General features: G+C 36.1%; 21 protein-coding genes. 2 read left to right on the top strand and 19 right to left on the bottom strand.

Annotated elements, in window-relative coordinates; all coding sequences use genetic code 11:
* Positions 1-349: 349 nt before the first annotated feature.
* The 7 genes from rpsI to HMPREF1135_RS00255 all read right to left on the bottom strand — a co-directional run bounded on the left by rpsI (position 350) and on the right by HMPREF1135_RS00255 (position 5958).
* On the bottom strand, positions 350-742 hold the full coding sequence (gene rpsI / locus HMPREF1135_RS00285) for a 30S ribosomal protein S9 (RefSeq protein WP_007590784.1): 393 nt from the start codon (positions 740-742) through the stop codon (positions 350-352).
* A 23-nt stretch (positions 743-765) separates the two neighbouring features.
* Positions 766-1200 carry a 50S ribosomal protein L13 gene (gene rplM / locus HMPREF1135_RS00280; protein ID WP_007590782.1) on the bottom strand — a complete coding sequence of 145 codons (435 nt, stop codon included), beginning with the start codon at positions 1198-1200 and terminating at the stop codon, positions 766-768.
* A 173-nt stretch (positions 1201-1373) separates the two neighbouring features.
* Entirely contained in the window at positions 1374-1898 is a 525-nt protein-coding gene (locus HMPREF1135_RS00275; RefSeq protein ID WP_007590781.1) for an adenine phosphoribosyltransferase, read from the bottom strand.
* Between the two features lie 61 nt (positions 1899-1959).
* Positions 1960-3207 (bottom strand): serine hydroxymethyltransferase, encoded by a 1248-nt coding sequence (gene glyA / locus HMPREF1135_RS00270; protein ID WP_007590780.1) that lies wholly within the window; start codon positions 3205-3207, stop codon positions 1960-1962.
* Positions 3208-3286: 79 nt separating this feature from the next.
* Positions 3287-5008, bottom strand: coding sequence for a single-stranded-DNA-specific exonuclease RecJ (gene recJ / locus HMPREF1135_RS00265; protein WP_007590774.1), 1722 nt, complete (start codon positions 5006-5008; stop codon positions 3287-3289).
* Positions 5009-5039: 31 nt separating this feature from the next.
* Complete coding sequence (locus HMPREF1135_RS00260) at positions 5040-5318, bottom strand: barstar family protein (RefSeq protein ID WP_007590773.1); 279 nt, start codon at positions 5316-5318, stop codon at positions 5040-5042.
* Positions 5319-5328: 10 nt separating this feature from the next.
* Positions 5329-5958: a ribonuclease domain-containing protein gene (locus HMPREF1135_RS00255; protein WP_007590772.1), complete on the bottom strand. Its 630-nt coding sequence runs from the start codon at positions 5956-5958 to the stop codon at positions 5329-5331.
* Positions 5959-6102: 144 nt separating this feature from the next.
* On the opposite strand from HMPREF1135_RS00255, the gene HMPREF1135_RS00250 reads away from it, so the two are divergent.
* Complete coding sequence (locus tag HMPREF1135_RS00250) at positions 6103-6933, top strand: MBL fold metallo-hydrolase (protein ID WP_034242833.1); 831 nt, start codon at positions 6103-6105, stop codon at positions 6931-6933.
* 40 nt (positions 6934-6973) lie between these two features.
* Here the strand turns inward: HMPREF1135_RS00250 and brnQ are convergent, their stop codons facing one another.
* The 11 genes from brnQ to HMPREF1135_RS00195 all read right to left on the bottom strand — a co-directional run bounded on the left by brnQ (position 6974) and on the right by HMPREF1135_RS00195 (position 19509).
* Positions 6974-8290: a branched-chain amino acid transport system II carrier protein gene (gene brnQ, locus HMPREF1135_RS00245; protein ID WP_007590769.1), complete on the bottom strand. Its 1317-nt coding sequence runs from the start codon at positions 8288-8290 to the stop codon at positions 6974-6976.
* A complete protein-coding gene (locus HMPREF1135_RS00240) occupies positions 8287-8739 on the bottom strand; it encodes a YhcH/YjgK/YiaL family protein (RefSeq protein WP_007590768.1) in 453 nt (150 codons plus the stop codon). The genes brnQ and HMPREF1135_RS00240 overlap by 4 nt, the downstream gene beginning before the upstream one ends.
* 11 nt (positions 8740-8750) lie before the next feature.
* Positions 8751-10046 (bottom strand): DUF4026 domain-containing protein, encoded by a 1296-nt coding sequence (locus HMPREF1135_RS00235; RefSeq protein ID WP_007590767.1) that lies wholly within the window; start codon positions 10044-10046, stop codon positions 8751-8753.
* Positions 10046-11554 (bottom strand): tetratricopeptide repeat protein, encoded by a 1509-nt coding sequence (locus HMPREF1135_RS00230; RefSeq protein ID WP_007590761.1) that lies wholly within the window; start codon positions 11552-11554, stop codon positions 10046-10048. Before HMPREF1135_RS00230 ends, HMPREF1135_RS00235 begins: the two co-directional genes overlap by 1 nt.
* Positions 11555-11768: 214 nt before the next feature.
* Complete coding sequence (locus HMPREF1135_RS00225; RefSeq protein ID WP_007590759.1) at positions 11769-13160, bottom strand: GntP family permease; 1392 nt, start codon at positions 13158-13160, stop codon at positions 11769-11771.
* A gap of 222 nt (positions 13161-13382) precedes the next feature.
* Positions 13383-14351: an ABC transporter permease gene (locus HMPREF1135_RS00220; protein ID WP_007590757.1), complete on the bottom strand. Its 969-nt coding sequence runs from the start codon at positions 14349-14351 to the stop codon at positions 13383-13385.
* Between the two features lie 9 nt (positions 14352-14360).
* On the bottom strand, positions 14361-15872 hold the full coding sequence (locus HMPREF1135_RS00215; protein ID WP_007590755.1) for a sugar ABC transporter ATP-binding protein: 1512 nt from the start codon (positions 15870-15872) through the stop codon (positions 14361-14363).
* Between the two features lie 19 nt (positions 15873-15891).
* On the bottom strand, positions 15892-16977 hold the full coding sequence (locus HMPREF1135_RS00210; protein WP_007590754.1) for a substrate-binding domain-containing protein: 1086 nt from the start codon (positions 16975-16977) through the stop codon (positions 15892-15894).
* Between the two features lie 12 nt (positions 16978-16989).
* The gene (locus tag HMPREF1135_RS00205) at positions 16990-17430 is read right to left on the bottom strand and encodes an RbsD/FucU family protein (RefSeq protein ID WP_007590752.1); all 441 of its coding nucleotides are present in this window, start codon (positions 17428-17430) and stop codon (positions 16990-16992) included.
* Positions 17431-17478: 48 nt separating this feature from the next.
* On the bottom strand, positions 17479-18408 hold the full coding sequence (gene rbsK, locus HMPREF1135_RS00200) for a ribokinase (protein ID WP_007590750.1): 930 nt from the start codon (positions 18406-18408) through the stop codon (positions 17479-17481).
* An 87-nt stretch (positions 18409-18495) separates the two neighbouring features.
* Positions 18496-19509 (bottom strand): LacI family DNA-binding transcriptional regulator, encoded by a 1014-nt coding sequence (locus tag HMPREF1135_RS00195; protein WP_198006702.1) that lies wholly within the window; start codon positions 19507-19509, stop codon positions 18496-18498.
* Positions 19510-19917: 408 nt separating this feature from the next.
* Between HMPREF1135_RS00195 and HMPREF1135_RS00190 the strand changes: the two genes are divergently transcribed.
* Complete coding sequence (locus HMPREF1135_RS00190) at positions 19918-20784, top strand: nitroreductase family protein (RefSeq protein ID WP_007590744.1); 867 nt, start codon at positions 19918-19920, stop codon at positions 20782-20784.
* A 51-nt stretch (positions 20785-20835) separates the two neighbouring features.
* Here the strand turns inward: HMPREF1135_RS00190 and HMPREF1135_RS00185 are convergent, their stop codons facing one another.
* Positions 20836-21279: a Dps family protein gene (locus HMPREF1135_RS00185; protein WP_034212781.1), complete on the bottom strand. Its 444-nt coding sequence runs from the start codon at positions 21277-21279 to the stop codon at positions 20836-20838.
* Positions 21280-21463 lie beyond the last annotated feature (184 nt).

Raw genomic sequence — 21463 nt, 5'->3', positions numbered from 1 at the left:
AAGTGGCATCTATATTTAATATTTCATTCAATATAGATACCGCTTCTTATCGATTATCATACTTAAAAGGCTATATTTATCATCTTTACAAACTCGTTACTGCGTATAGAAACATATATACAATTCCTCTTTTAAATAATGGAAGTCCATTAGCCGTATTGCTAAGTATCTTCATCTGCCATTTTCATCTAAAAACGCATTTTTCGTTTTTATTTTCATATAATCTTATATATATATTGTAAATTGAAAAATATCAACGGATTATACGTTTTTATTTTTTACTTAATACTTTTTTAAAACGCAAAAAACTCCGGAACATTGTTCCGGAGTGTAATATTGCAATATATGATTATCTCTTTGAGAACTGTGGTGCTCTTCTTGCTGACTTAAGACCGTATTTCTTACGCTCTTTCATTCTTGGATCTCTTGTAAGGAATCCTGCCTTCTTTAAAGTCGGTCTGTACTCCTCATCTGCGTGAAGAAGTGCTCTTGATATACCATGTCTGATAGCTCCGGCCTGGCCTGTGAAACCACCACCGCAAACATTTACAAGTACATCAAACTTATTTACATTGTCTGTAGCCACTAAAGGCTGACGAACAACAACCTTCAATGTCTCAAGACCAAAATACTCATCAATATCTCTTTTATTTATTGTTATCTTACCTGTTCCAGGTACAAGATATACTCTGGCGATAGAACTTTTTCTTCTACCTGTTCCGTAAAACTTATCGTTAGTCATACCATTCTCCTTCTTAAAGATTATTAGCCTTTAATTTCCAATACTACCGGCTTCTGTGCCTGATGTCCATGAGTCTCGCCTGCATAAACATGAAGCTTTCTGTACATATCTCTACCAAGTGGTCCCTTTGGAAGCATGCCCTTGATGGCAAGCTCTACTACTCTCTCAGGCTTCTTTGCAAGAAGTTCACGAAGAGTTGTCTCTCTCATACCACCAACATACTCTGAATGGTTGTAATAAATCTTCTGATCTAACTTTTTACCTGTAACCTTTACCTCAGCGGCATTGATTACGATAACATAGTCTCCACAATCAACATGTGGTGTAAATTCCGGTTTGTTCTTTCCTCTTAATACACTTGCAACTTCTGAAGCAAGTCGTCCCAATGTAGCTCCCTTTGCATCGACAACATACCATTTTCTGTCGATCTTATCCGGATTAGCCATAAAAGTTTTCATTGACTGACCTCCATTAATCTTTTAACTTCGCTTTATATGGATAAATGCTCTCCGGGGCATTGGAATAAGCATTAATCTCTAATGTCACAATTAATAATTATATTTAATCATAGCTTAAATGTCAATATCCTTTAAGCTATTTATTTTTATTTTTTTATTTTAATTTGACCTTTTTATTTTCCCTCATATTTTATAAGGCTGGCAATATTGTATTTTGAAAGCTTTTCTCTTCCCTTGAGACCTTCAAGTTCCATTACAAATACAATCTTTACAATCTCACCGCCAAGGCTTTCAACAAGTTTTGTGATCGCCTCAATTGTACCGCCCGTAGCTATCAAATCGTCTATTATAACAACTTTGTCGCCCGGCTTTATGGCATCCTTATGAATTTCAATTGTAGCCTTGCCGTATTCAAGATCGTAATCCATACTTACGGTCTCACATGGAAGCTTACCTTTTTTTCTTACAGGGATAAAAGCTTTATGCTCTACATAAGCCACAGGTACACCGAAGATGAAGCCTCTTGATTCAGGTCCCAAGATAAGGTCATAATCAAGACCTTTAAGTTCAGCTCTTAAGCCGTCTATACTCATAACAAGTCCGTCAGGGTCCTGTAATATAGTAGTCACATCCCTAAAAATTATTCCGGGCTCCGGAAAATCGGGGATACTTCTTACATAGTCCTTTAATTCTTTCATAATACACACCAAATCGGCCCAAAATATTTATTGGGCCGGCCTTTCTGAAATATTTACAATATTATTTATAGATAGGATACTTATCCATAAGTTTTGTAACTTCAGCTCTTATCTCATCTGCCTTTGCATCAAACTCAAATGCAGCCATTCTGATAAGTCTTGCTATAGTCTTCATATCCTCTTCCACAAGTCCTCTGCTTGTTACAGCAGGAGTACCTATTCTTACTCCACTTGTTGTAAAAGGACTCTCAGGATCGTTTGGAACGGTGTTCTTGTTCAAAGTGATATATACTTCATCACATTTATTTTGAAGTTCCTTTCCTGTAACACCTGTACCTCTAAGGTCAAGCAACATCAAATGGTTGTCTGTACCTCCTGTAAGTATATTGAAGCCCTCAGCTATCAAAGCATCTGCCAATGCCTTGGCATTCTTTACTATCTGCTCCTGATATGTCTTAAATTCAGGTTTTAGAGCCTCACCGAAGCATACAGCCTTTGATGCTATTACGTGCTCAAGCGGACCGCCCTGTATTCCCGGGAATACAGCCTTATTAAAGTTAAATTTCTCGGCGGCTTCCTTGTTTGCCAAAATAAGTCCGCCTCTCGGTCCTCTGAGTGTCTTATGTGTTGTTGTAGTTACAACATCGGCAATTCCGATAGGTGAAGGATGAAGTCCTGCAGCTACAAGTCCCGCAATATGAGCCATATCAACCATCAAATATGCGCCCACCTTATCTGCAACTTCTCTGAATCTCTTAAAGTCGATAGTTCTTGCATATGCACTTGCACCTGCTATTATCATTTTAGGTTTACACTCGATGGCAATCTTTTCAAGCTCATCATAGTCTATAAAGCCTTCATCATTTACACCGTAAGGTACTATATTAAAATATTTTCCTGAAAAGTTAACAGCTGAACCATGTGTCAAATGTCCACCATGATTCAAATTCATTCCAAGTACAGTATCTCCCGCCTCAAGCATTGCTAAGAATACAGCCATATTCGCCTGAGCTCCTGAGTGAGGCTGTACATTTGCATAGTCACAGCCGAAAAGCTTCTTTGCTCTCTCAATTGCAATACTTTCTACTATATCTACATCTTCACATCCGCCGTAGTATCTCTTTCCCGGATATCCTTCGGCATATTTATTTGTAAGTACTGTTCCCATTGCCATCATTACAGCTTCAGATACAATGTTTTCTGATGCAATAAGCTCAAGATTTCTTCTCTGTCTGTTTGCCTCTTTTTCTACTGCAATGCCAACCTCAGGGTCAAGTTCCTTTAAAAAGTTCATCACTTCATTAACCATATCTTTATCTCCTAACTACAACCGTATTGCTGTTGTCTATGAAAGTATACAATAAATCAAATCTCTTTGCTATATGTTTTTACCTATAATTACTTATAACTATCTGCAGGCTCTCTCTTCCGTTATACTCGTTGATATCAGGATAATATATAATATCTATCTCTTTTCTATCCCCTATATCTTCAAAGAACTCTTCACCGTCACCGAAATAGATTCCCTCAACCACAGTTCCGTCAGTATCTTCCAAGAGCATCTTTACAACATTTTTGTTCTTTCCGAGCACCTTTTTTGAAAGTATTTTTATATCTTTTCTTGCAAACTTGGGTTTTTCATTCTTATTTCCGAAAGGTTCCAGTTTCTCAAGTTCTTTCACGAAATCGAGATTCAAATATGAAAACGGAAGCGCAATATCTATCCAGACCTTTTGCACAAAATCCTCTTCGCAAAGTTTTGAATTCATATTAAGCCTGTTTCTGAACTCATCAAGTCTGTTTTTTTCAAGGCTCATTCCGGCAGCCATATGATGTCCGCCAAATTTTGCAAATACATCTTTGACTTCATACAGTGCTTCAAACATGTTGTAGCTTTCTATAGACCTGCCCGATCCCTTTATCATATCTTCCTCACCGAAGGCTTCCGTAAGTATGATGGTCGGTTTTCCGAGAGCTTCTCTTACTCTACCGGCTATTATTCCGGCGATTGATTCATGACAATCATCCAAATGTATTACAAGAATATCGTCATTTGTATATTCTTTTTCTGCAATCTCGATTGCTCTTTTTACATTTTTTAATGTCAAATCCTTTCGTTCATCATTTAATTCCTTCAGATGGGCGGCATATTCATCCGCTTCTTCTTTACTTTCAGCCATAAACATATTCAGTGCAATCAGAGCATTTTCAAGTCTACCGCCGGCATTTAGGCATGGTCCAAGTACAAATCCTATACTGTACGCACTTAGTTTTTTGCCTTCCATTCCTGTAGCCCTTATAAGAGCCTGAAGTCCAAGATTATTTGTATTCATCAGACTTTTCAGCCCGTTTTTTACCAATATCCTGTTTTCATCAATTAAAGGCATTACATCTCCGACCGTAGCTATAGCCGCTACTTCCAAGAGATCTTTAAGTTTGTGATCATCATAAATCTTTTTTCCGTTGTTTCGCTTCTCATAAATATATTCCATAAGCTTATATGCCACCAGACCTCCGCATATACTCTTAAAAGGATATTTGCAGTCACTTCTTTTCGGATTTATTACTACATTTGCAACAGGTAAAAGGTCCTTATCATTCTCCTGATACACCTCATGATGATCGGTGATAATTACTTTAATTCCAAGCTCCCTTGCAAGCTCCATCTGGGAATGTGCCGCAATACCGTTATCACAGGTAATAATCATATCTACATCCTCATTTGCGGCTTCGTTTATGATATTATCATTGATTCCGTACCCATCCTTTATACGGTCCGGTATCCTCACATCTACATTTGCACCGAAATATTTTAATGCTTTTACCAGGATATAAGACGAACATACTCCGTCTATATCATAGTCTCCTACTACTCTTATCTTTTTTCCGGTATTTATTTCCTCTGTTATGATATCATAAGCCTCATTTATACCTGCCAGATCTTTCGGATCATGCATCAGACTCATATCATTTTGAAGAAATATCGGGAAATCTTCTTCCTTTATATCCCTGTTTATTATTATCCTTGCCAATACCGGTGAAATATTAAAACGGGCTGATATTTTTTCAAACTCAGCCCGCTTTGTATAAAGCATCCACTTTGACTCCATCTATTCTCCAATCTAAAAATTCAAAACGAACTTATAATTGCTTTTTCTTATTTACCTTTGTCTTTATTATAGCCAAATGTGTATTTGCAGCTACCGCATCACTGAATACTTCAAGCACAGCTCTTTGCAAATCACTTTCAGCATCATATCTTATATCTATAGCTGTATCTGAGCTTATATCGGTAAGACAATCATAAAGTGCATCAAGATTTCCCCCGTAATAATCGGGAAACTTCATTTTCTTTTTCAAATAATTATGTATCTCATTTTTTTCGCTGAATTTATCTAATTTCAAAGTTATATTATTCATTTAATTTTCCCTAATATATTTGTTCGAAAGTATTGTAATGATCTTCTGTGTAGAATACCAGACCGTCATTTGAATAAACAAGCCTTTTGGCACCTCTGTATCCACCGTCATAATCAATATCACATTCAAAATATCTTCTTCCGTTTGCTCTTGGGAGTGCACCCTCATAATTTCCGAAAGCGCTTCCGCCTATACTCATTCCCGGCAGTATATCTGAGAGATTTCCCTTTGAAGGATCCCATCCCATATCCTGTGCTTCTTTCTTTGTAATATAGTTTACCGGAAGTTTTCCATAAGTATGAATGTATAGTGCAACTTCTTCCTTGGAAGTATAGTTTCCGTTTTCTTCTACCTGTACCTCTTTTTCCGTTACACTTTCTTGAAGCGTTTCTTCTTCAGACTCGGTAATCGTGGTAGTTTCTTCTTCTTTGCTCGTCGACTCTTTACTTTGACTTTTTCCGTCTTTGACACTTTCCGTTTTGGAACTTTCTATCTTAGAGCTTTCTGTTTTCGCGCTCTCTTTCTTTGCTTCCTGTCTTGTGCATGCACCAAGAGCAAACATTAAGCCAAGTATTATTATCGGAAGCCACCAAAGCAGTTTTTTCAGCAAATTTCCACCGTCTTTTTTCTTTTTTGTCATTTCTCTCTTACCTCACATTTCTATAATTATACGTAATGAGATAGGTCTTAGCAACCAAAAAATATATTAAGTTTGACCTTAAGTATTATGTTTTGTATAATAGTATTTGAAACAACTAAAAATAAATTTAAGGTATGGTTATTTATGAAGATACATATATTACAAACCGGAGAAGTGATGGTTGCTCCTTCTCTCGCATATAATGGAAATACCGGCTTCAATCCGCAGACACATGGTTTATTACTTAAAAGTGAGGACAGAGTAAATATTCCGGTACTTTCATTCCTTATACAAACAGGTAACAAAAATATTCTTGTAGATACAGGTATAAAAAGGGAATTGGAATCTGAAGAGCCTCTCAGCCTTGACAAGCAGTTAAAAGCTATAAAGGCACCTCTGACCTTTGCTTCCACACATTTTCACTTAAAAAAAGATTCATCCCTTTTGTCAAGACTTGAAGAGATCAATATTTCACCAAAGGATATTGACTATGTGCTTCTTACACATTTAGACTTTGAGAATGTCAGCGGTGTTGCAGATATTTCTTCGGAAACCAAAATTCTTGTTTCAAGAGATGAAGCAAAGGCTGCCGTGAAAAATCCTTTAAGATATTCAAGAAGCTGGTGGAAGGATGCAAATATTTCTGTCTTTGACTGGAACGGTAAGGAAGGACCTTTTGAAAAGTCTTTGGATCTTTTAGGTGACGGCTCCATTATGCTTATGAAGCTCTACGGGCATTCTGCCGGAATGTTTGGAGTAAAAGTGACATCTGAAAATAATAAATTTACATTATTGTACTCCGACGCAGGATATGGAGAGCTTGCATGGAAAGAGCTTGCTCCTCCTGCTGTCACAGTTGACAAGGAGGCAAGCATGCGTTCCCTTGAATGGGTAAGAATGGAATCCCTTGATAAGAACTGTGCTTACAGTCTTGCATCACATGAAGCAACCTCTATGAAAGTTTTAAGATTCTAAAAAACGAGCTGTTATAAGGTCTCCCCTATAACAGCTCATTTTATATTTCAAAGTTCTCTCCCTTTATTTTATCTCTCAGTAAAAGTGAAAGTACTATTCCCAAAACCGCAATATTTATCCAGAAAAATCCCGAATCTCCTCCTATAAAGAAAGACATAACAGTGTTTATCGCCTTGACTTTTAAAACACTGCCCATAACTTCTATTCCGGAAAAAACAGTTGTTAAAATCACTGTAACAGCCATTCCGGACTTTGAAAGTCTTACAAATTTATTTAATATAATTATTGCAACTATAACTATTGTAATCGGATATAAAATTCTAAGTACAGGCACGGATATCTTAATTATAGTATTCAGTCCGAAGTTTGACATTGCAAATCCTATAAAAGTAAATATATTCACATAAGTCTTATAATTAAATCTTGGAAATGTGTCCACAAAATACTCCGACACCACCACAATAAGACCTGCAGTAGTTGTAAAGCAGGTAAGTATAGTCATTGCACCTAAAAATACCTGTCCGAAACTTCCAAAAAGTTCATATGAGCTTTTTGACAAGATATAGGTTCCTATATTGGTATTAGGATCTGCCAATACCTCTGCCGGTACACTGAATTTATTTCCCAATGCTCCAAGACCTATATACAGGCTGCTGAAGAATATGGCCGTCACTATACCGACTATCGCCATTATCTTTATATATTCCTTCTTTGACGAAAATCCGAAAGTCTTTATACTTGAAGTTGCAATCAGGCAAAAGCTCACTGAAGCCAGCGCATCCAAAGTATTGTAGCCTTCCAAAAAACCTGTCTTAAGAGCAGACATTGCATTACTCATTTCACCCTGATTTAATGCATGGAAATTCATATTACCAACAGCTATGAGAATAATTATAAGCATTGCAAACATAGGTGTAAGTATCTTACCGACTCTGTCCATCAGCTTTGACGGGTTGATTGCTATAAGGTATGCAAATAAAAAATAAATTGCACTGAATATAAGAAGCGGCAATCTTCCGTTACCTGTTACAGGAGCTATTCCTATTGAAAATGATGTTCCTGCAGTTCTCGGTATTGCAAAGAAAGGTCCGATGGCAAGATATAATATTGTCAGATATGATGTGGCAAACTTCTGGTCCACCTTTATACTGATTTCATTTTTATATCCGCCTTTTACCATGGTGCCAAGTACCAGAGTAATTATTGCTATACCTACTCCTGATAATACAAAACCGAGTATTGCCGGATAGAAATTCGCACCTGCTCTAAATCCGAGTTCTGCCGGAAAAATCAGATTTCCCGCTCCGAAAAATATACCGAAAAGCAAAAGCCCGATTAAAAAACCCTTTTTTATCATACTCTTACTTTTACAACCACCTTTTTGGCAGCTGCAGGAGCAGTAAGTGCGCATCCGGGCATATGTGCATCTTCCGGTGCTACTACTATAAAGTCTCCGGGATACAAAATGACATGTCCATATACCTCCGGTTTATCGTAGAAAATGACGTCTTTTTCAGGCTTACTTTCAATTACTGTAAGACCTTCTCTATTGCATACCCCGAAAAATTCAACACCCTCCACCAGACACTGGATATCAAAAAATTTATCATGTGCCTCAAATCTTTTTTCTTCAACAGGCAATGTATCGTATACTTGTACATTTGCAACCACATCATCACCCGCTATTTCATACTTACCCGGCTCCAATGCCTTTAAATCATTGTTTCTTAACCAGTCATATGCAGCCAAAAACTTTTCATTTAAGTAATTATACTTCTTAGCAATCTTTATGTTTGTAAAAAACATAATCTCTCCCCCTATAATAAATATGCAGTATTCGGATCTATACTCATTTCATCTGTATAAATAATCCAATCCGTTACATCATTGACGGTATATTCACCCTCATCGCCCTCTTTCATGGCTGAAACTCTATATGGTGCCTGTGTAAGAACCGCCTTAAATCCTTCCTCTGTAAATTCTATAAGTTCAAACCAGATGTGCTCAAGATTTTCATAATCAGGCTTTCCATCCTCACCGTCTGTAGGTAATCCGACCTTTATCAATGCTCTGTAGCTTGGATTTTCCAAAATTGCATTTCTCAAAAGTTCATATCTGTCTCTTGCCATAAACTTCATATGATCTGTTTGCTCATTTGTATAATAATAGAGCGGATTTTCGATAAGCTTGTCCTCTATCTCAGAAGGCTTTGTATACTTACCGTTATTTGCATCCTCCTCAGATAAGAAAAGGAAAATAACCTGACTGTTTGTATTGTGACTGTCAACTCTGTCCGCAGGGCCTCCAAGTATATTTGAAGGATACTTCTCAATAGCAACATTCCAAGGAAGTGGTGCAACTACTATCTCATTTCCGTCTATGAACTCACCCAGGAAAATATAATCTTCTATAGCCTCATTTTGATACAGTACTCTACAAGCCACTGTATTTAATAAGTAATAAATATCATTTGCATTGTCCTGACTTACATCTAAAAGTTCAAACTCCGAAAAGCCTGTTCTGCACATACCGTGTGTATGAAGCCAAACTTTCTTTGTTTCATCATCAAATACCGCCTGTACGGTAAATAAACTTTCGGCATTAGGTGTAACACTTGACTCTGCCGCAAGTTTTACCCATCTTCCGCTTAAAAGTCTCTCTGCACTTTCATCCACTACAGCAAGTGTATCAGGGAAAAATGCCATTATAAGCTTTAGCTGTAAATGATATGAATCAAAATAATTCTTATTAAAGTTCATATGAATAACAAATGAAGTATCCTTTTCCTGTATCTCTAAAAAGTCCTCATCATGAATCTTTTGGTTCTGCAAAGAATACAAACTTTCCAAAACAAAGTCCTCAAAATAGAATCCTACACCATACTCTTCACCCTTATATTCCAATGTAAGATTGCCTGAGCCGTCATCTTTTTCATTAAACTCTATAAGTTTTACACCTTCAATCGCTTCAATTCTTTCCCTTGCACCTTCAATATCTTCATCATCTACAAGATTTGAAAGTACATGCATATAGGAGTTTTCCTCCCATGCCGCCATTGGTTGTACCTGTGGTATCTCTACCTCATTCTGCTTTTTCTTAAAAAAATTAAACATTAGTCCTCCACAAAAGTTATTATTTTTGATATTTTTCTAAAAGTTTTATAGCCTGCAAAAGGTATTTTATTCTTTTCAAAAAAATCACATGCAGTATTCATTATAAGCATAAAACTTCCAAATATTAAAAAATCAAGATATCCGTATTTTTTACCGGTTGCACCCTCAAGGAATGCGATATCATGTTCTCTGTTTTTTTCTTTCAACCTCTTCATGATATATTCAATAAGCTGATTTCTTAAGTTCATTATTTCAAACTCATATTCCAGCATATCATCCGAGTATTTTTTTTGGTCAATGCTGAAGCAGAAAAATCCGGCCGCAACTCCGTTTCTGTATAACTCATCCATTATCGGCATTTTATCAAACAGATTTGAGGACATATACTCACTTACAAGAGAAGGTAAACAGGTGGTTCCTGTATATATATCCTCTCTTATCTCATCCTCCGTTATAGAAGGCAACTGATAGCCTGAATACATTTTCAGATAGTCTTTTGCATTTATTCCAAGCCTTGCGCCCTTACCCTCGGCACATGCTCTAAGTCCTCTGTAGTCAACACATTCTTTTAAAAAATCTTCTCTGCTCTTAAACTTAAGTACTATTTCACATGTCTCATCATTCGGAGAATCAAAGTCCTCTATATCTGCAAAGTCAAATTCAAAGTCATTTGCCATCAAATCTATTTCACCGAATATATCAATAAAGAGCTTTTCAAAAACCTCCAGAGGCATATCAAATTGATCCGCATAGATAACTATCTGCCTGTCATCACTGACAAAAAATCTTAGTCCTGTTATATCATACTCTCTGTCATTAAAAAAAGATGTATCGGGAATATCCGATTTCGGTGATATACCTATTCTTATATCAAAAAGCTCTCTTAAATCCCCGGGCATTACATCAAGTACATATTGAAGCATGAAAATATATGATTTATCATCACCTGCCTCAAGTTCCATTGTTCTATCACCTGTTATATGAACATCGGTTCTTTTTGATATTTCCTTAATACTTTTTGCAATGACGGACAAAGCATTTGAATAAAAGTCTTTATCAAGTTTATTGTACTTATTTATATCTTTTCTTACATCTTCCCACATCGTGCTTACTCTTTCAGACATTTTTATTCTTAAGTCCGATTCTGAAAGCATATCGGCACAGGAAGTCATCATTTCTATAGTATCACTGTCTCCCGGCTTTGAATCCAAAGCTTTTTTGAAGTAGTGCAGGGCAAGTCCGTCTTCATCCAAATAATAGTATGAATATGCCAACCTGAAATAATACTTATGATTTCCTCTAAAATATTCTTCATGAGGCTTTAACAATTCAAGCGCCTGTGCAAACAACTTATATTCCCCCGGTTCTCCAAGGTTATTATAGGCTCTTGCAAGTTCCGAATCCATCTCAGGTGTTCTGGCATTCTCCGGCAATATCTCAAGCGCATCAACTACGCTCTCATAATCACCGTCATCATTCCAGGTTTTACATTGTTCAAGTAATTCCATGTTATTTTCCTATAAAATTTATATTTTTATCTTACTGAACTTATATCAGTAAACTTAGGAATCCATCCTTAAAACGCCTTAAGCGCAATCAATATAAATATACCATATATAAAAATTACTGTCAGCAGATTTCATAATATAATATTTTTCAATAAAAATAAGGCACAAATCTTACAAAAATAAAATTTGTGCCTCTTAATAAAAGTCTATTTAATTAGTGTAAAAATAAGCTGAGAAGCATTATTTCAACAATACCTGCAATACCTAAGAGCAATGTACATACAGTCTGTGTCTTATATCCCTTTTCAGGTGACATCGCACCGAAGTTTGTAACAACCCAGAAATATGAGTCATTGGCATGTGAAACAGTCATTGCACCCGCACCGATTGCCATAGTTACAAGTGTAGCACTCATAGGACTTGCAAATCCAAGTGCCGGTAACAGTGGAGCAACAATACCTGCAGTAGTTGTAAGAGCTACTGTAGATGAACCCTGTGCACTCTTTAAAATAGCGGACAATAAGAACGGGAAAAGCATGCCCATTGTGCTGAGAACAGCTGCATGATCCTTTATAAAGTTAACCATATCCGAAGATGCTATAACCTTACCGAGTACACCACCTGCCGCAGTCACGAACAATATAGGTCCTACAGTCTTTAATGTCTCATTTGTAATGCTGTAAAAGTCCTTCATCTTGCCTGTACCCTGAAGCTGTAATACACCGAAAACCGTACCGACCGCAAGAGCTATAATAGGTGTTCCGAGGAATTTTAAAACGTCCGCAAATACTCCGTCCATCTTCATCATTGCAACTATTGATGCAATAGCCATAAGTAAAACAGGAACTAAAATAGGCGCTAAAGACATCGGTCCGCTTGGAAGCTTGCCGTACTCGGCTACAAGCTCTTCATATGTCTTTGTAACTTCACCTGAATCAGCCTCATCATCAGCCTTTACACTCTTGCCGATAAATTTAGCATAGAATAAACCTGCTATAAGAGGGAATATGGAACATACAGCACCCATACCCATTACAAGTAAGAGGTTATCACCTATACCAAGTGTAGAAGCTGCAGCTATAGGTCCCGGTGTAGGCGGTATAAATACATGTGAAATGTAAAGACCTGCTGAAAGACCAACTGTCATAGCCACAGACGACTGAGCCGTTCTCTTTACCAAAGCTTTTCTGATAGGGTTTAAGATAACAAATCCCGAATCACAGAATACAGGAATTGAAACTACCCAACCCATAAGCTCTACCGCCAAAACAGGATTGTTTCTTCCAACCAGCTTTATAACCATATCTGCCAGTTTAAAAGCCGCACCTGTTTTCTCCAAAATAGTTCCGATCAGAGCACCAAGTATGATAACAATACCTATACTTGAAAAAGTACCTGAAAATCCTGCTCCGATAACACTTGCAAGACCTTGTATCTTTGTTCCGTCTTCCAATGTCTTATCTACAAGCGGTATTCCTGCTACAAGTCCCAAAATAAGTGATATACACATAATAGATATAAACGGATGTACACCAAACTTTGAGATGGCAACTATCATAACGATAACCGCCAAAATAAACACGAATATAAGTGGTAAACCTGTCATATAAATCCTCCTTGTCTAGACATATGGGTATAAAATCACTTCATAATTGTTAATATTTATACCCTACTCCACTTAATAATATTGTAAGCTTATTATATCATAATATCTAATAAATGCAATTATAATAACAAATTTTATATAAAGAATAAATTTTTAACAACTGTTTTCTAACAAAAACGCCAAGCTGCAAGACTTGACGTTTTTATTATTGGTATTAGTATTTTATTTTTTAACTCTATTCTTTAACATATCCATTGTTACTGCAAATACTATAAGTACGCCGCTTGTTATTTCCAGAATATGAGTATTTAACCCGAATTGTACTCCGGCATTATTGATAATAACCATAAGTATAGTTCCAAGTAAAGTACCGCTTACCGTTCCTCTTCCTCCTGAAAGAGATGCACCTCCTATAACAGCCGCTGCAATGGCATTCATATCATATCCTTCACCGCCGGTAGGAAGTGCCGACTGTACTCTGGCTGCCAACATTATTCCCGCTATTCCGTATAATAATCCTGCCAAAGCATATACTGAGTAGAACATCTTTCTTACTTTAATACCGCTAAGCCTTGCTACTTCAACTCCGCTACCTATGATATACAGATTTCGTCCGAATATAGTATATTTCAAAACAAGAAATATAATAATTGCTACTGCTATCCATATAATAGCTAATACAGGTATCAAGTTAAACAGGCTAAGATTACCCATATCTAAAATACCTTTATTCAATCCACTAACAGTTAATGCTTTACTGATTATCTTTACTATACCTCTGATAATTGTTGCACTTCCCAATGTTGCAATCATTGGAGGTACTTTAAAATCATGTATAATAAATCCGTTAATAAAACCTGCAATTACAGATACTATGACTGCTATAATCAGTGTAACAAATACATTTAAATTGGTATCTCTCTGTAATAGTGCCAAGACCATACAGGATAATCCTGTTATAGCACCACCACTTATATCTATACCGCCTGTTGATATTATAATAGTCTGTGCTACAGCCAAAACTCCGATGATAGCACACTGCTTCATAAGGTTTGTAATGTTATAGGTCGAGAAAAAGTTCTCGGTAAAAACAGATGCCAATATAAACAGACCAACTATAATAATTATTAATGTAAACTCTGTATGTTTAGCCAAATCTTTTAATTTAAATGTTTTATCCTTATTTAACATCTGTTCCCCCTATACTGCAGCTTCATGAGATGCACATAAGAGCACATCTTCTTCTCGAAGCTTAGTTACTTCTTCTCTGCTAAAATCACCTGTAACTTGTCCACCTGCCATTACAATAAGTCTGTCTGATAATCCCATCACTTCAGGCAAATATGAAGATATCAAAATAATTCCCTTGCCCTGCGATGTTAAATCCTCCATGATCTTATATATTTCTTCCTTTGCACCTACATCAACACCTACCGTAGGCTCATCAAAAATCAATATATCAGGGTTCAAGCAAAGCAGCTTTGCAATAACGACCTTTTGTTGATTACCACCTGAAAGATTTCCCACCAACTGTGAAATATTTGGAGTTTTAACATTTACCTTTTTGCAAAATTCCTTTGCTCTTTCAATCTCTTTGCTTAAAGATATAACTCCGTTACTGCTTATCATTTTATATGAATTCATATTAATATTTATACTTATCGGTAACTGCAGTGCCAATCCGTCTTTTCTTCGGTCTTCCGTTAAAAAACTTATGCCTTTCTCCATAGCATCTGCTGGATTTTTTATATCAGTTTTGGCCTCTCTAATATAAACATCTCCTGTTTTATGACTAAGTCCACATAAAGCTCTCATCACTTCACTTCTTCCGGCACCGACCAGTCCTACAAAGCCGACTATTTCACCTTCATGAACCTGAAAATTTATATCTCTAAAATTATCATCATCTGAAAAGTTCTCTACTCTCAGCAACTCTTTTCCGGGTTTAAAATGTCTTATATTGTATATGTCCGACATTTCTCTACCCACCATCATAGAAATAAGTATATCTTTACTCACATTTTCAATAGGCTGAGTGTCCACATAGGTACCGTCTTTCAGTACTGTTACACTGTCACATATATCCATTATTTCTTCCAATCTGTGAGAAATATAAATAACACTTACTCCCTGCTCTTTTAAAGACTTTATAAAGTCAAACAGAATCTTTGTTTTTTCATTTTCCAAAAGTGCTGTGGGCTCATCAAAAATAACTAATTTTATATTATCATTTAAAGCTATCTTACTGATGGTAACCATTGCTTGCATTGCCAGTGGTAGCCTATTTATCTTTTCTCTTGGGTCAATGTCCATAGAAAATTTATGTAATATCTTGGAACTCTCTTCATTCATTTTCTTCCAATCTATAATGCCAAAAGCATTGCGTGGTTGATTCCCTAAAAAATAATTCTCTGCCACACTCAATTCGTCTGCAATGTTTACATTTTGATAATTAGCAAATACTCCATGCCTTTGCGCTTCCAATGCATCAGTATTTATAACCCATTCTCCATTATAGTTCATACTGACATGACCGGTATCAGGTCGTTCAACACCCATAATACATTTAATCAAGGTTGATTTTCCGGCACCGTTCTCTCCTACTAATGCTCTTACCTCACCCTTTTTTATTGTAAAACTGACATTATTCAGTGCTGTAACTCCCGGATAATATTTGGATACATTTTCCACTTTCAATATTAAGTCTTCCATGGTTTATGCCACCTTAATCTTATTTTTTTAGTCTTGTAGGATCTAACAGATCTTGCATTTCCTCTGATGCCATATTCTCAGAATTTATAACTACAGGTGGACAATTTACCTGCTTTTTACTTTCAGGATTTTTCCCCTCTAAAAGTGTCAATATTGCATTTTCCATGCACTTGTATCCCTGTGCATATGCATCCTGAACTATTATTGCATTTAAGTTTCCTGCCTTTAATGCTTCAATCTCACTATCATCCGAATCAACTGCTACTGAAACTATCTTTGATCCGATACCTGCTGAAGCTACTGCCAAGCAAACACCATCACCTGTTATATTATTTCCTGAGTACATTCCTACCAGCTTATCACCGTATGTAGAGATGACATTTTCTGCATTACTTTGTGCTGTTTCTACTACGTTTCCGTTATAGTATGTATCTGTCAGCTCAAATCCGGGTGCATTCTTTGCCATATAATCTCTAAAGCTTTGTATTCTGTGGTTTAGAGCCTCATTTTCAACATTCATATTTACTCCAACTACACCTGAAGTAATATTCTTTTCTTTTGCCGCATTTACAAATGCCTCTGCCGCCATTTCTCCAATAGTATCATTTGAGCAATAGTAGAATTGATTATAAGTATCTGCATTTGCTCCGTCATCTCCCACACCTAATCCGCAGTTTACGAAGTTTAAAACAATACCGTTGTTTGTTGCTTCTGCAGCCTTTGGTATAGTTGCATCTATTGCCAGAGTTGCGGTTACAATGGCTGCCGGTTTCTTTGCAATACACTGTTCAAACGCTGTTATATAATCCTCTGTCTGTGCTTCCTGTGCAGGGCCTACAGTAGAAAAATTAATCTTTATACCCTTACTTTCTTCCAAATCCTTTTTTGCATTCTCAATTCCTATACCGACATATGTCCAAAACTGTGAAGCTGTTGATGGTGACAGATATACTATATCATAGGTTTTCTCATCACCACCTTGAGCCGCCTGTTCATTTGCACCGCTACTTTGAGTATTTTCACTTGTAGCAGTCTTTCCTGCACAACCTGTTAAACTACTTGCTAAAACCATCATTGCCGCTAAAAATAAAGCTGTTTTTCTCATATTTTCCTCCTTTTACATTACACCTTTTTGTAATATGATGCAGCCATAAGGCTGTCTTTCACTTGTACAAACTGTTACAAATGCATCCTTTGCTTTTTCATAAAACTTTGTTCTCTCAATTGTACCTACAGCATCCTTATAACCATACTTTTCCATTACAACCTTAATATTGTCCCAAACAGGGTTGCTTTCCATCACTACACCTGAATCACTGTCAGGTACCATGTATTCAACCGGATGAGCAACATATTCAGTATCAATAGGAAGAAGCTTAAGTATAGCCTCCAACATTTCGGGTGCAGTATTACCCTTTGCCTGTATACTTCTGGCATTTGGACTTTTGCTGAACGGTGGATAAAAGTCATCTGCAATAACCAATAAATCACCATGTCCCATATCCGCCATTGCTTTAAGTAAATCTGAACCTATTATTTCCGGAATTCCTTTTAACATATCATCTCTCCTTAAATCTAAAATTATTCTACTGTCTTATACCTAAGCTTATTTTTTATTTTGTTCCAAAATAAAATCTTCAATTTCTCTTCTATCCGGCATAGACGGTGTTGTTCCATACTTTTGTACAGATAATGCTGCTCCTGCATTAGCAAACTTAACCGCTTCAAAAATATCTTTTCCTTCTGTCAATGCTGCTAACAGAGCACCGTTAAATGCATCTCCGGCTCCTGTTGTATCGACAGCTTTTACTTTATATGGAGATATTATGGCAGACTTCTCTTTGACAGAAACATATGCTCCCATCTCTCCCAATGTAATAACTACAATTTCAACACCTTTTTCTTTAAAGAAATTTGCCGCTTTATTACAGCTTTCAAGATCTTTTACTTCTACTCCTGTAATCTCTCTTGCCTCTACTTCATTTGGAGTTACCATATATACGTCTGATAAAAACTCCTCTGATATAGGAGAGTACGGTGCCGTATTTACAATAACTTTGCAATTATGCTTTTTTGCAAGCTTGACAATTTTTTCATTTGCATCTTGATTAACTTCCAACTGCAGTAATACATACTCGGCATCTGACAGTAATTTCTCAGTACCTTTTACTTCCTCATCTGTTATAGTATTTAACGCACATGGAACTATAATAATCTCATTTTGTGCTGTGTTTTCATCTACCAGAATCAGTGCTATACCCGTATCCTCAGTATCTGAAAACAAAAGATTATCCTTAGGCATATTTAGGCTATCCATTGTATCTGTTGCCACTTTACCAAAGGCATCTCTTCCCAATTTGGTCACCATGGTAACCTCTGCTCCGGCCTTATGAGCCGCTACGCATTGATTAAAACCTTTTCCTCCCGGTCCCATCTTAAAATAGCTTCCCTTAACTGTCTCCCCGGGAACCGGAAGATGTGGACTTCTGGCCATCAAGTCTACCACGAAACTTCCAAAAACAACTGCTTTGCTCATTTTACCTCCCTTTTTTATAAATTTATTTCGTCTATATCTTCGTTATGTAATCGGTTACATATTTTGCAACAAAAATATAGTCTAAGTTCACTTCTCACACTTTTCAGATCCTCTAAGTATAATTTTGTATGGAACCATTACCTGCTTTCCGTCCATACCGTCCTTTTTTATAAAACGTTCCTGCAACAACTCCATTGCCTCTTCCCCCTGCAAACCTGCATCCCTGCTTACGACTGATATATTATATCCAATCATTTTTAGAGCATCTATATCATCAAATCCAAGAACTGAAATGTCTTTTCCAAGCTTTATATTGTTCTCAGTAAGATACTTCAAGCATCCCATTGTTGTAAGATTATTTGATGTAAATATAGCAGTAGGTTTTTCCTCCAAACTTAACAGCTCTTTTGTACACTCATACGCCTTATCTACTTTAAAATCTCCATGTACTATATACTTTTTATCTATATCTAAACCTTGTTCTTCCAATGCGGCTATATATCCTCTGTACCTGTCTTTTCCCGGTCTGGATGTCTCAGGTCCGCTAATAATAGCAATTCTTTTGTGATTTGCTTTTATCAGCTCATTCACACCGTCAAATGCACCTTTAAAATTGTCTACGAAAACACCGGCAAAAGAAGTTGATCTTATATCTCTATCTACAAGTACAACCGGTATTCCCACTTTTTCAAATCTTAATAAAAAATCTTTGGTTATAGTATCATTATATGCAACCGGCGTTATAATAATCCCCTTAAAGTGTTGTGATTCCACCATTGAGAGTATCTCATGTTCCTTATTTATATCTTCATTGGAATTTAAAAGCACCATATTATAACCATGTCTATCTGCCGATTCGGTTATTCCTGAAATAAGCTTTGCAAAAAACTCATTTTGAATATCCGGAATAATGGCACCAATACTGTTAGTCTCTTTATTACTAAGACTTCTGGCAATAGCACTTGGTATATAATTGTTCTCCTTTATTACTTGTAAAACCTTTTCTCTGGTTTCAGCTTTAACATATCCTGAATTATTTAATACTCTGGACACAGTAGCCGATGACACTCCAACCAGTTTGGCAATCTCTTTTATATTCAATTTAAAACCACCCTGCATCAGTATTTATGTAACCGATTTCATCTTATATAAATATGATAATATCACTTACTATATTTTTGTATATAGGCAAATTTACCATACTTATTTTAAATAATTGTACACATTTTATGTTGAAATTTTTAATTCAAATATTTTTAGCTATTTTAACTTTTTGCAGCCTTATATAGAGATAAGATATTTTATTTTTTGTGTATTTTTCACTCTATTTTATTTAAATCTAAAGTATAATTTTATTATCAAAAACTATCTTTAATGAGCCGATAATAAATGCTTCCACAATATATTTTTTCAATTCAAAACATATATAAAATTGACCTTACAGGCTTTTTTTTGTATAATATATATAATTCAATCTTTTGGAATTTGTACTGTGGAGGGAATAAATGTATGAATTATTTAGAACTTATTGAAAAGAGAAATTCTATCAGAGATTTTCTCAAAAAGCCTGTTGAGCAAGCTAAATTAGATGAGATTACAGGATTTTTCAATTCAGCTCAGAAGCTTTTCGATGTAAATACAAAAGTGCTTATAGCCGCAAATGAAGATACCGCTCAAAGACTTTCAGGTGTGGCCGGATATCGTGGAAATGCATTTAATGCTCCTGCTTACCTGGTTATTTTGTCTGAGAAGAAAGATAATTATCTTGTTAATGCAGGATTTATGGCTGAACATATTATTTTAAAACTTGAAGAAATGGGATTGTCATCATGCTTTTTGACTTGTGATGACAGTGATATGGTAAAGAAGGTCTTACTTATCGAATCCGACATGGACATAGCCGCTATGGTGGCATTCGGATATGGTAAAAAAGAAAAGGATACTACAAAGCTTGATATACACTCACCTTCTAATGTAAGTATAAGCAGCAAATCAGGACATATCGCTCCAAAGATTGCAGTTACAGCTTTGGCGTTTGATTCCGATTTTGATACTCCTTATAATTTTGATGACGAATATGCTGATCCGGTTATTGCCGATGCACTTTATGCAGCCAGCCTTTCACCAAGCTTTTTGAATCATCAAAATTATCGTTTCGTTATAAACGGAACTCATGTTTATTTATTTAATCAGTTTGATGAAGTGGTCACAAAGAATGACAATTTATTGGGACTCGGTGCGGCAATGCTCAACTTCCATATGATATTGTCATCAAAGTATTCGGGAATCGGAAACTGGAGCCTTGATGTTTCAAATATTAAACATGATTTTAAGAATCCAAGTGATTACACTTTGGTAGCCGCTTTGGATATCTAAGTTTTTAAAAAGGCACAGCCGTTTTCGACTGTGCCTTGAGCTTTTTAGTGTTTAGTTTTGTGCAAATGCTTTAAGCATCCACAATGTCTTTTCATATTCTTTTACATAGCCTGTAAAGATATCTGCGGTAACAACATCACCTTCCTTATCAGCCAATTCCACGATTTCCTTTGAATCGTTTACCCAGTATTCAACATCGATAGTAAGTATACGAATAGCCTCGTCAATGTTGATGGCTTTGTCCGGAAGTTCCTTTACCTTGCTAATTTCCAACGCTTCTTTTAAGTTAGCTATCGGTAGAGCATCCTTAGCAAGTATTCTCTCAGCTACCTCGTCGATAATCTCGGCTGTCTGATCGTAATATTCCTCCAATTTGGAATGAAGAGTGAAAAATCCATGTCCCTTCAGATTCCAGTGCATATTATGTAACTTAATGTACATAATCTCCTGATTTGCTAAATAAGCATTCATTTTTGCAAGTAATTCCTGTTTCATAATATATTCCTTTCTGCAAAACAATACCATTTATGCAATCCGTTTCTATCACCTCCAACTTTTCAAAAATTAATATTCAGCTTCAAATTTTTTCGCTGATATAAAACTTTTGAAATGATAGTCTCTATCAAGAGGCAATTATATTTTATCATTTTTTATTGCTAAATCAACTCTTGTTGCACAT

It is taken from the genome of Lachnoanaerobaculum sp. OBRC5-5 (assembly GCF_000296385.1).
Classification (GTDB): Bacteria; Bacillota; Clostridia; order Lachnospirales; family Lachnospiraceae; genus Lachnoanaerobaculum.
Note: the sequence above shows the minus strand (reverse complement) of the source record. Positions and strands in the feature narration are given on the sequence as shown.

Excerpts from the sequence above, each read along its gene's own strand:
- HMPREF1135_RS00255 (WP_007590772.1), bottom strand. The coding sequence starts at position 5,958 with ATGACAAAAAAGAAAAAAGACGGTGGAAATTTGCTGAAAAAACTGCTT.
- glyA (WP_007590780.1), bottom strand. The coding sequence starts at position 3,207 with ATGGTTAATGAAGTGATGAACTTTTTAAAGGAACTTGACCCTGAGGTT.
- HMPREF1135_RS00205 (WP_007590752.1), bottom strand. The coding sequence starts at position 17,430 with ATGTTAAAAGGAATTCCGGAAATAATAGGTTCAGATTTACTTAAAGCA.
- rbsK (WP_007590750.1), bottom strand. The coding sequence starts at position 18,408 with ATGAGCAAAGCAGTTGTTTTTGGAAGTTTCGTGGTAGACTTGATGGCC.
- HMPREF1135_RS00215 (WP_007590755.1), bottom strand. The coding sequence starts at position 15,872 with ATGGAAGACTTAATATTGAAAGTGGAAAATGTATCCAAATATTATCCG.
- HMPREF1135_RS00260 (WP_007590773.1), bottom strand. The coding sequence starts at position 5,318 with ATGAATAATATAACTTTGAAATTAGATAAATTCAGCGAAAAAAATGAG.
- HMPREF1135_RS00230 (WP_007590761.1), bottom strand. The coding sequence starts at position 11,554 with ATGGAATTACTTGAACAATGTAAAACCTGGAATGATGACGGTGATTAT.
- rpsI (WP_007590784.1), bottom strand. The coding sequence starts at position 742 with ATGACTAACGATAAGTTTTACGGAACAGGTAGAAGAAAAAGTTCTATC.
- HMPREF1135_RS00235 (WP_007590767.1), bottom strand. The coding sequence starts at position 10,046 with ATGTTTAATTTTTTTAAGAAAAAGCAGAATGAGGTAGAGATACCACAG.
- HMPREF1135_RS00240 (WP_007590768.1), bottom strand. The coding sequence starts at position 8,739 with ATGTTTTTTACAAACATAAAGATTGCTAAGAAGTATAATTACTTAAAT.
- HMPREF1135_RS00210 (WP_007590754.1), bottom strand. The coding sequence starts at position 16,977 with ATGAGAAAAACAGCTTTATTTTTAGCGGCAATGATGGTTTTAGCAAGT.
- recJ (WP_007590774.1), bottom strand. The coding sequence starts at position 5,008 with ATGGAGTCAAAGTGGATGCTTTATACAAAGCGGGCTGAGTTTGAAAAA.
- HMPREF1135_RS00190 (WP_007590744.1), top strand. The coding sequence starts at position 19,918 with ATGAATTATTTAGAACTTATTGAAAAGAGAAATTCTATCAGAGATTTT.
- rplM (WP_007590782.1), bottom strand. The coding sequence starts at position 1,200 with ATGAAAACTTTTATGGCTAATCCGGATAAGATCGACAGAAAATGGTAT.
- HMPREF1135_RS00250 (WP_034242833.1), top strand. The coding sequence starts at position 6,103 with ATGAAGATACATATATTACAAACCGGAGAAGTGATGGTTGCTCCTTCT.
- HMPREF1135_RS00225 (WP_007590759.1), bottom strand. The coding sequence starts at position 13,160 with ATGACAGGTTTACCACTTATATTCGTGTTTATTTTGGCGGTTATCGTT.
- brnQ (WP_007590769.1), bottom strand. The coding sequence starts at position 8,290 with ATGATAAAAAAGGGTTTTTTAATCGGGCTTTTGCTTTTCGGTATATTT.
- HMPREF1135_RS00275 (WP_007590781.1), bottom strand. The coding sequence starts at position 1,898 with ATGAAAGAATTAAAGGACTATGTAAGAAGTATCCCCGATTTTCCGGAG.
- HMPREF1135_RS00185 (WP_034212781.1), bottom strand. The coding sequence starts at position 21,279 with ATGAAACAGGAATTACTTGCAAAAATGAATGCTTATTTAGCAAATCAG.
- HMPREF1135_RS00220 (WP_007590757.1), bottom strand. The coding sequence starts at position 14,351 with ATGTTAAATAAGGATAAAACATTTAAATTAAAAGATTTGGCTAAACAT.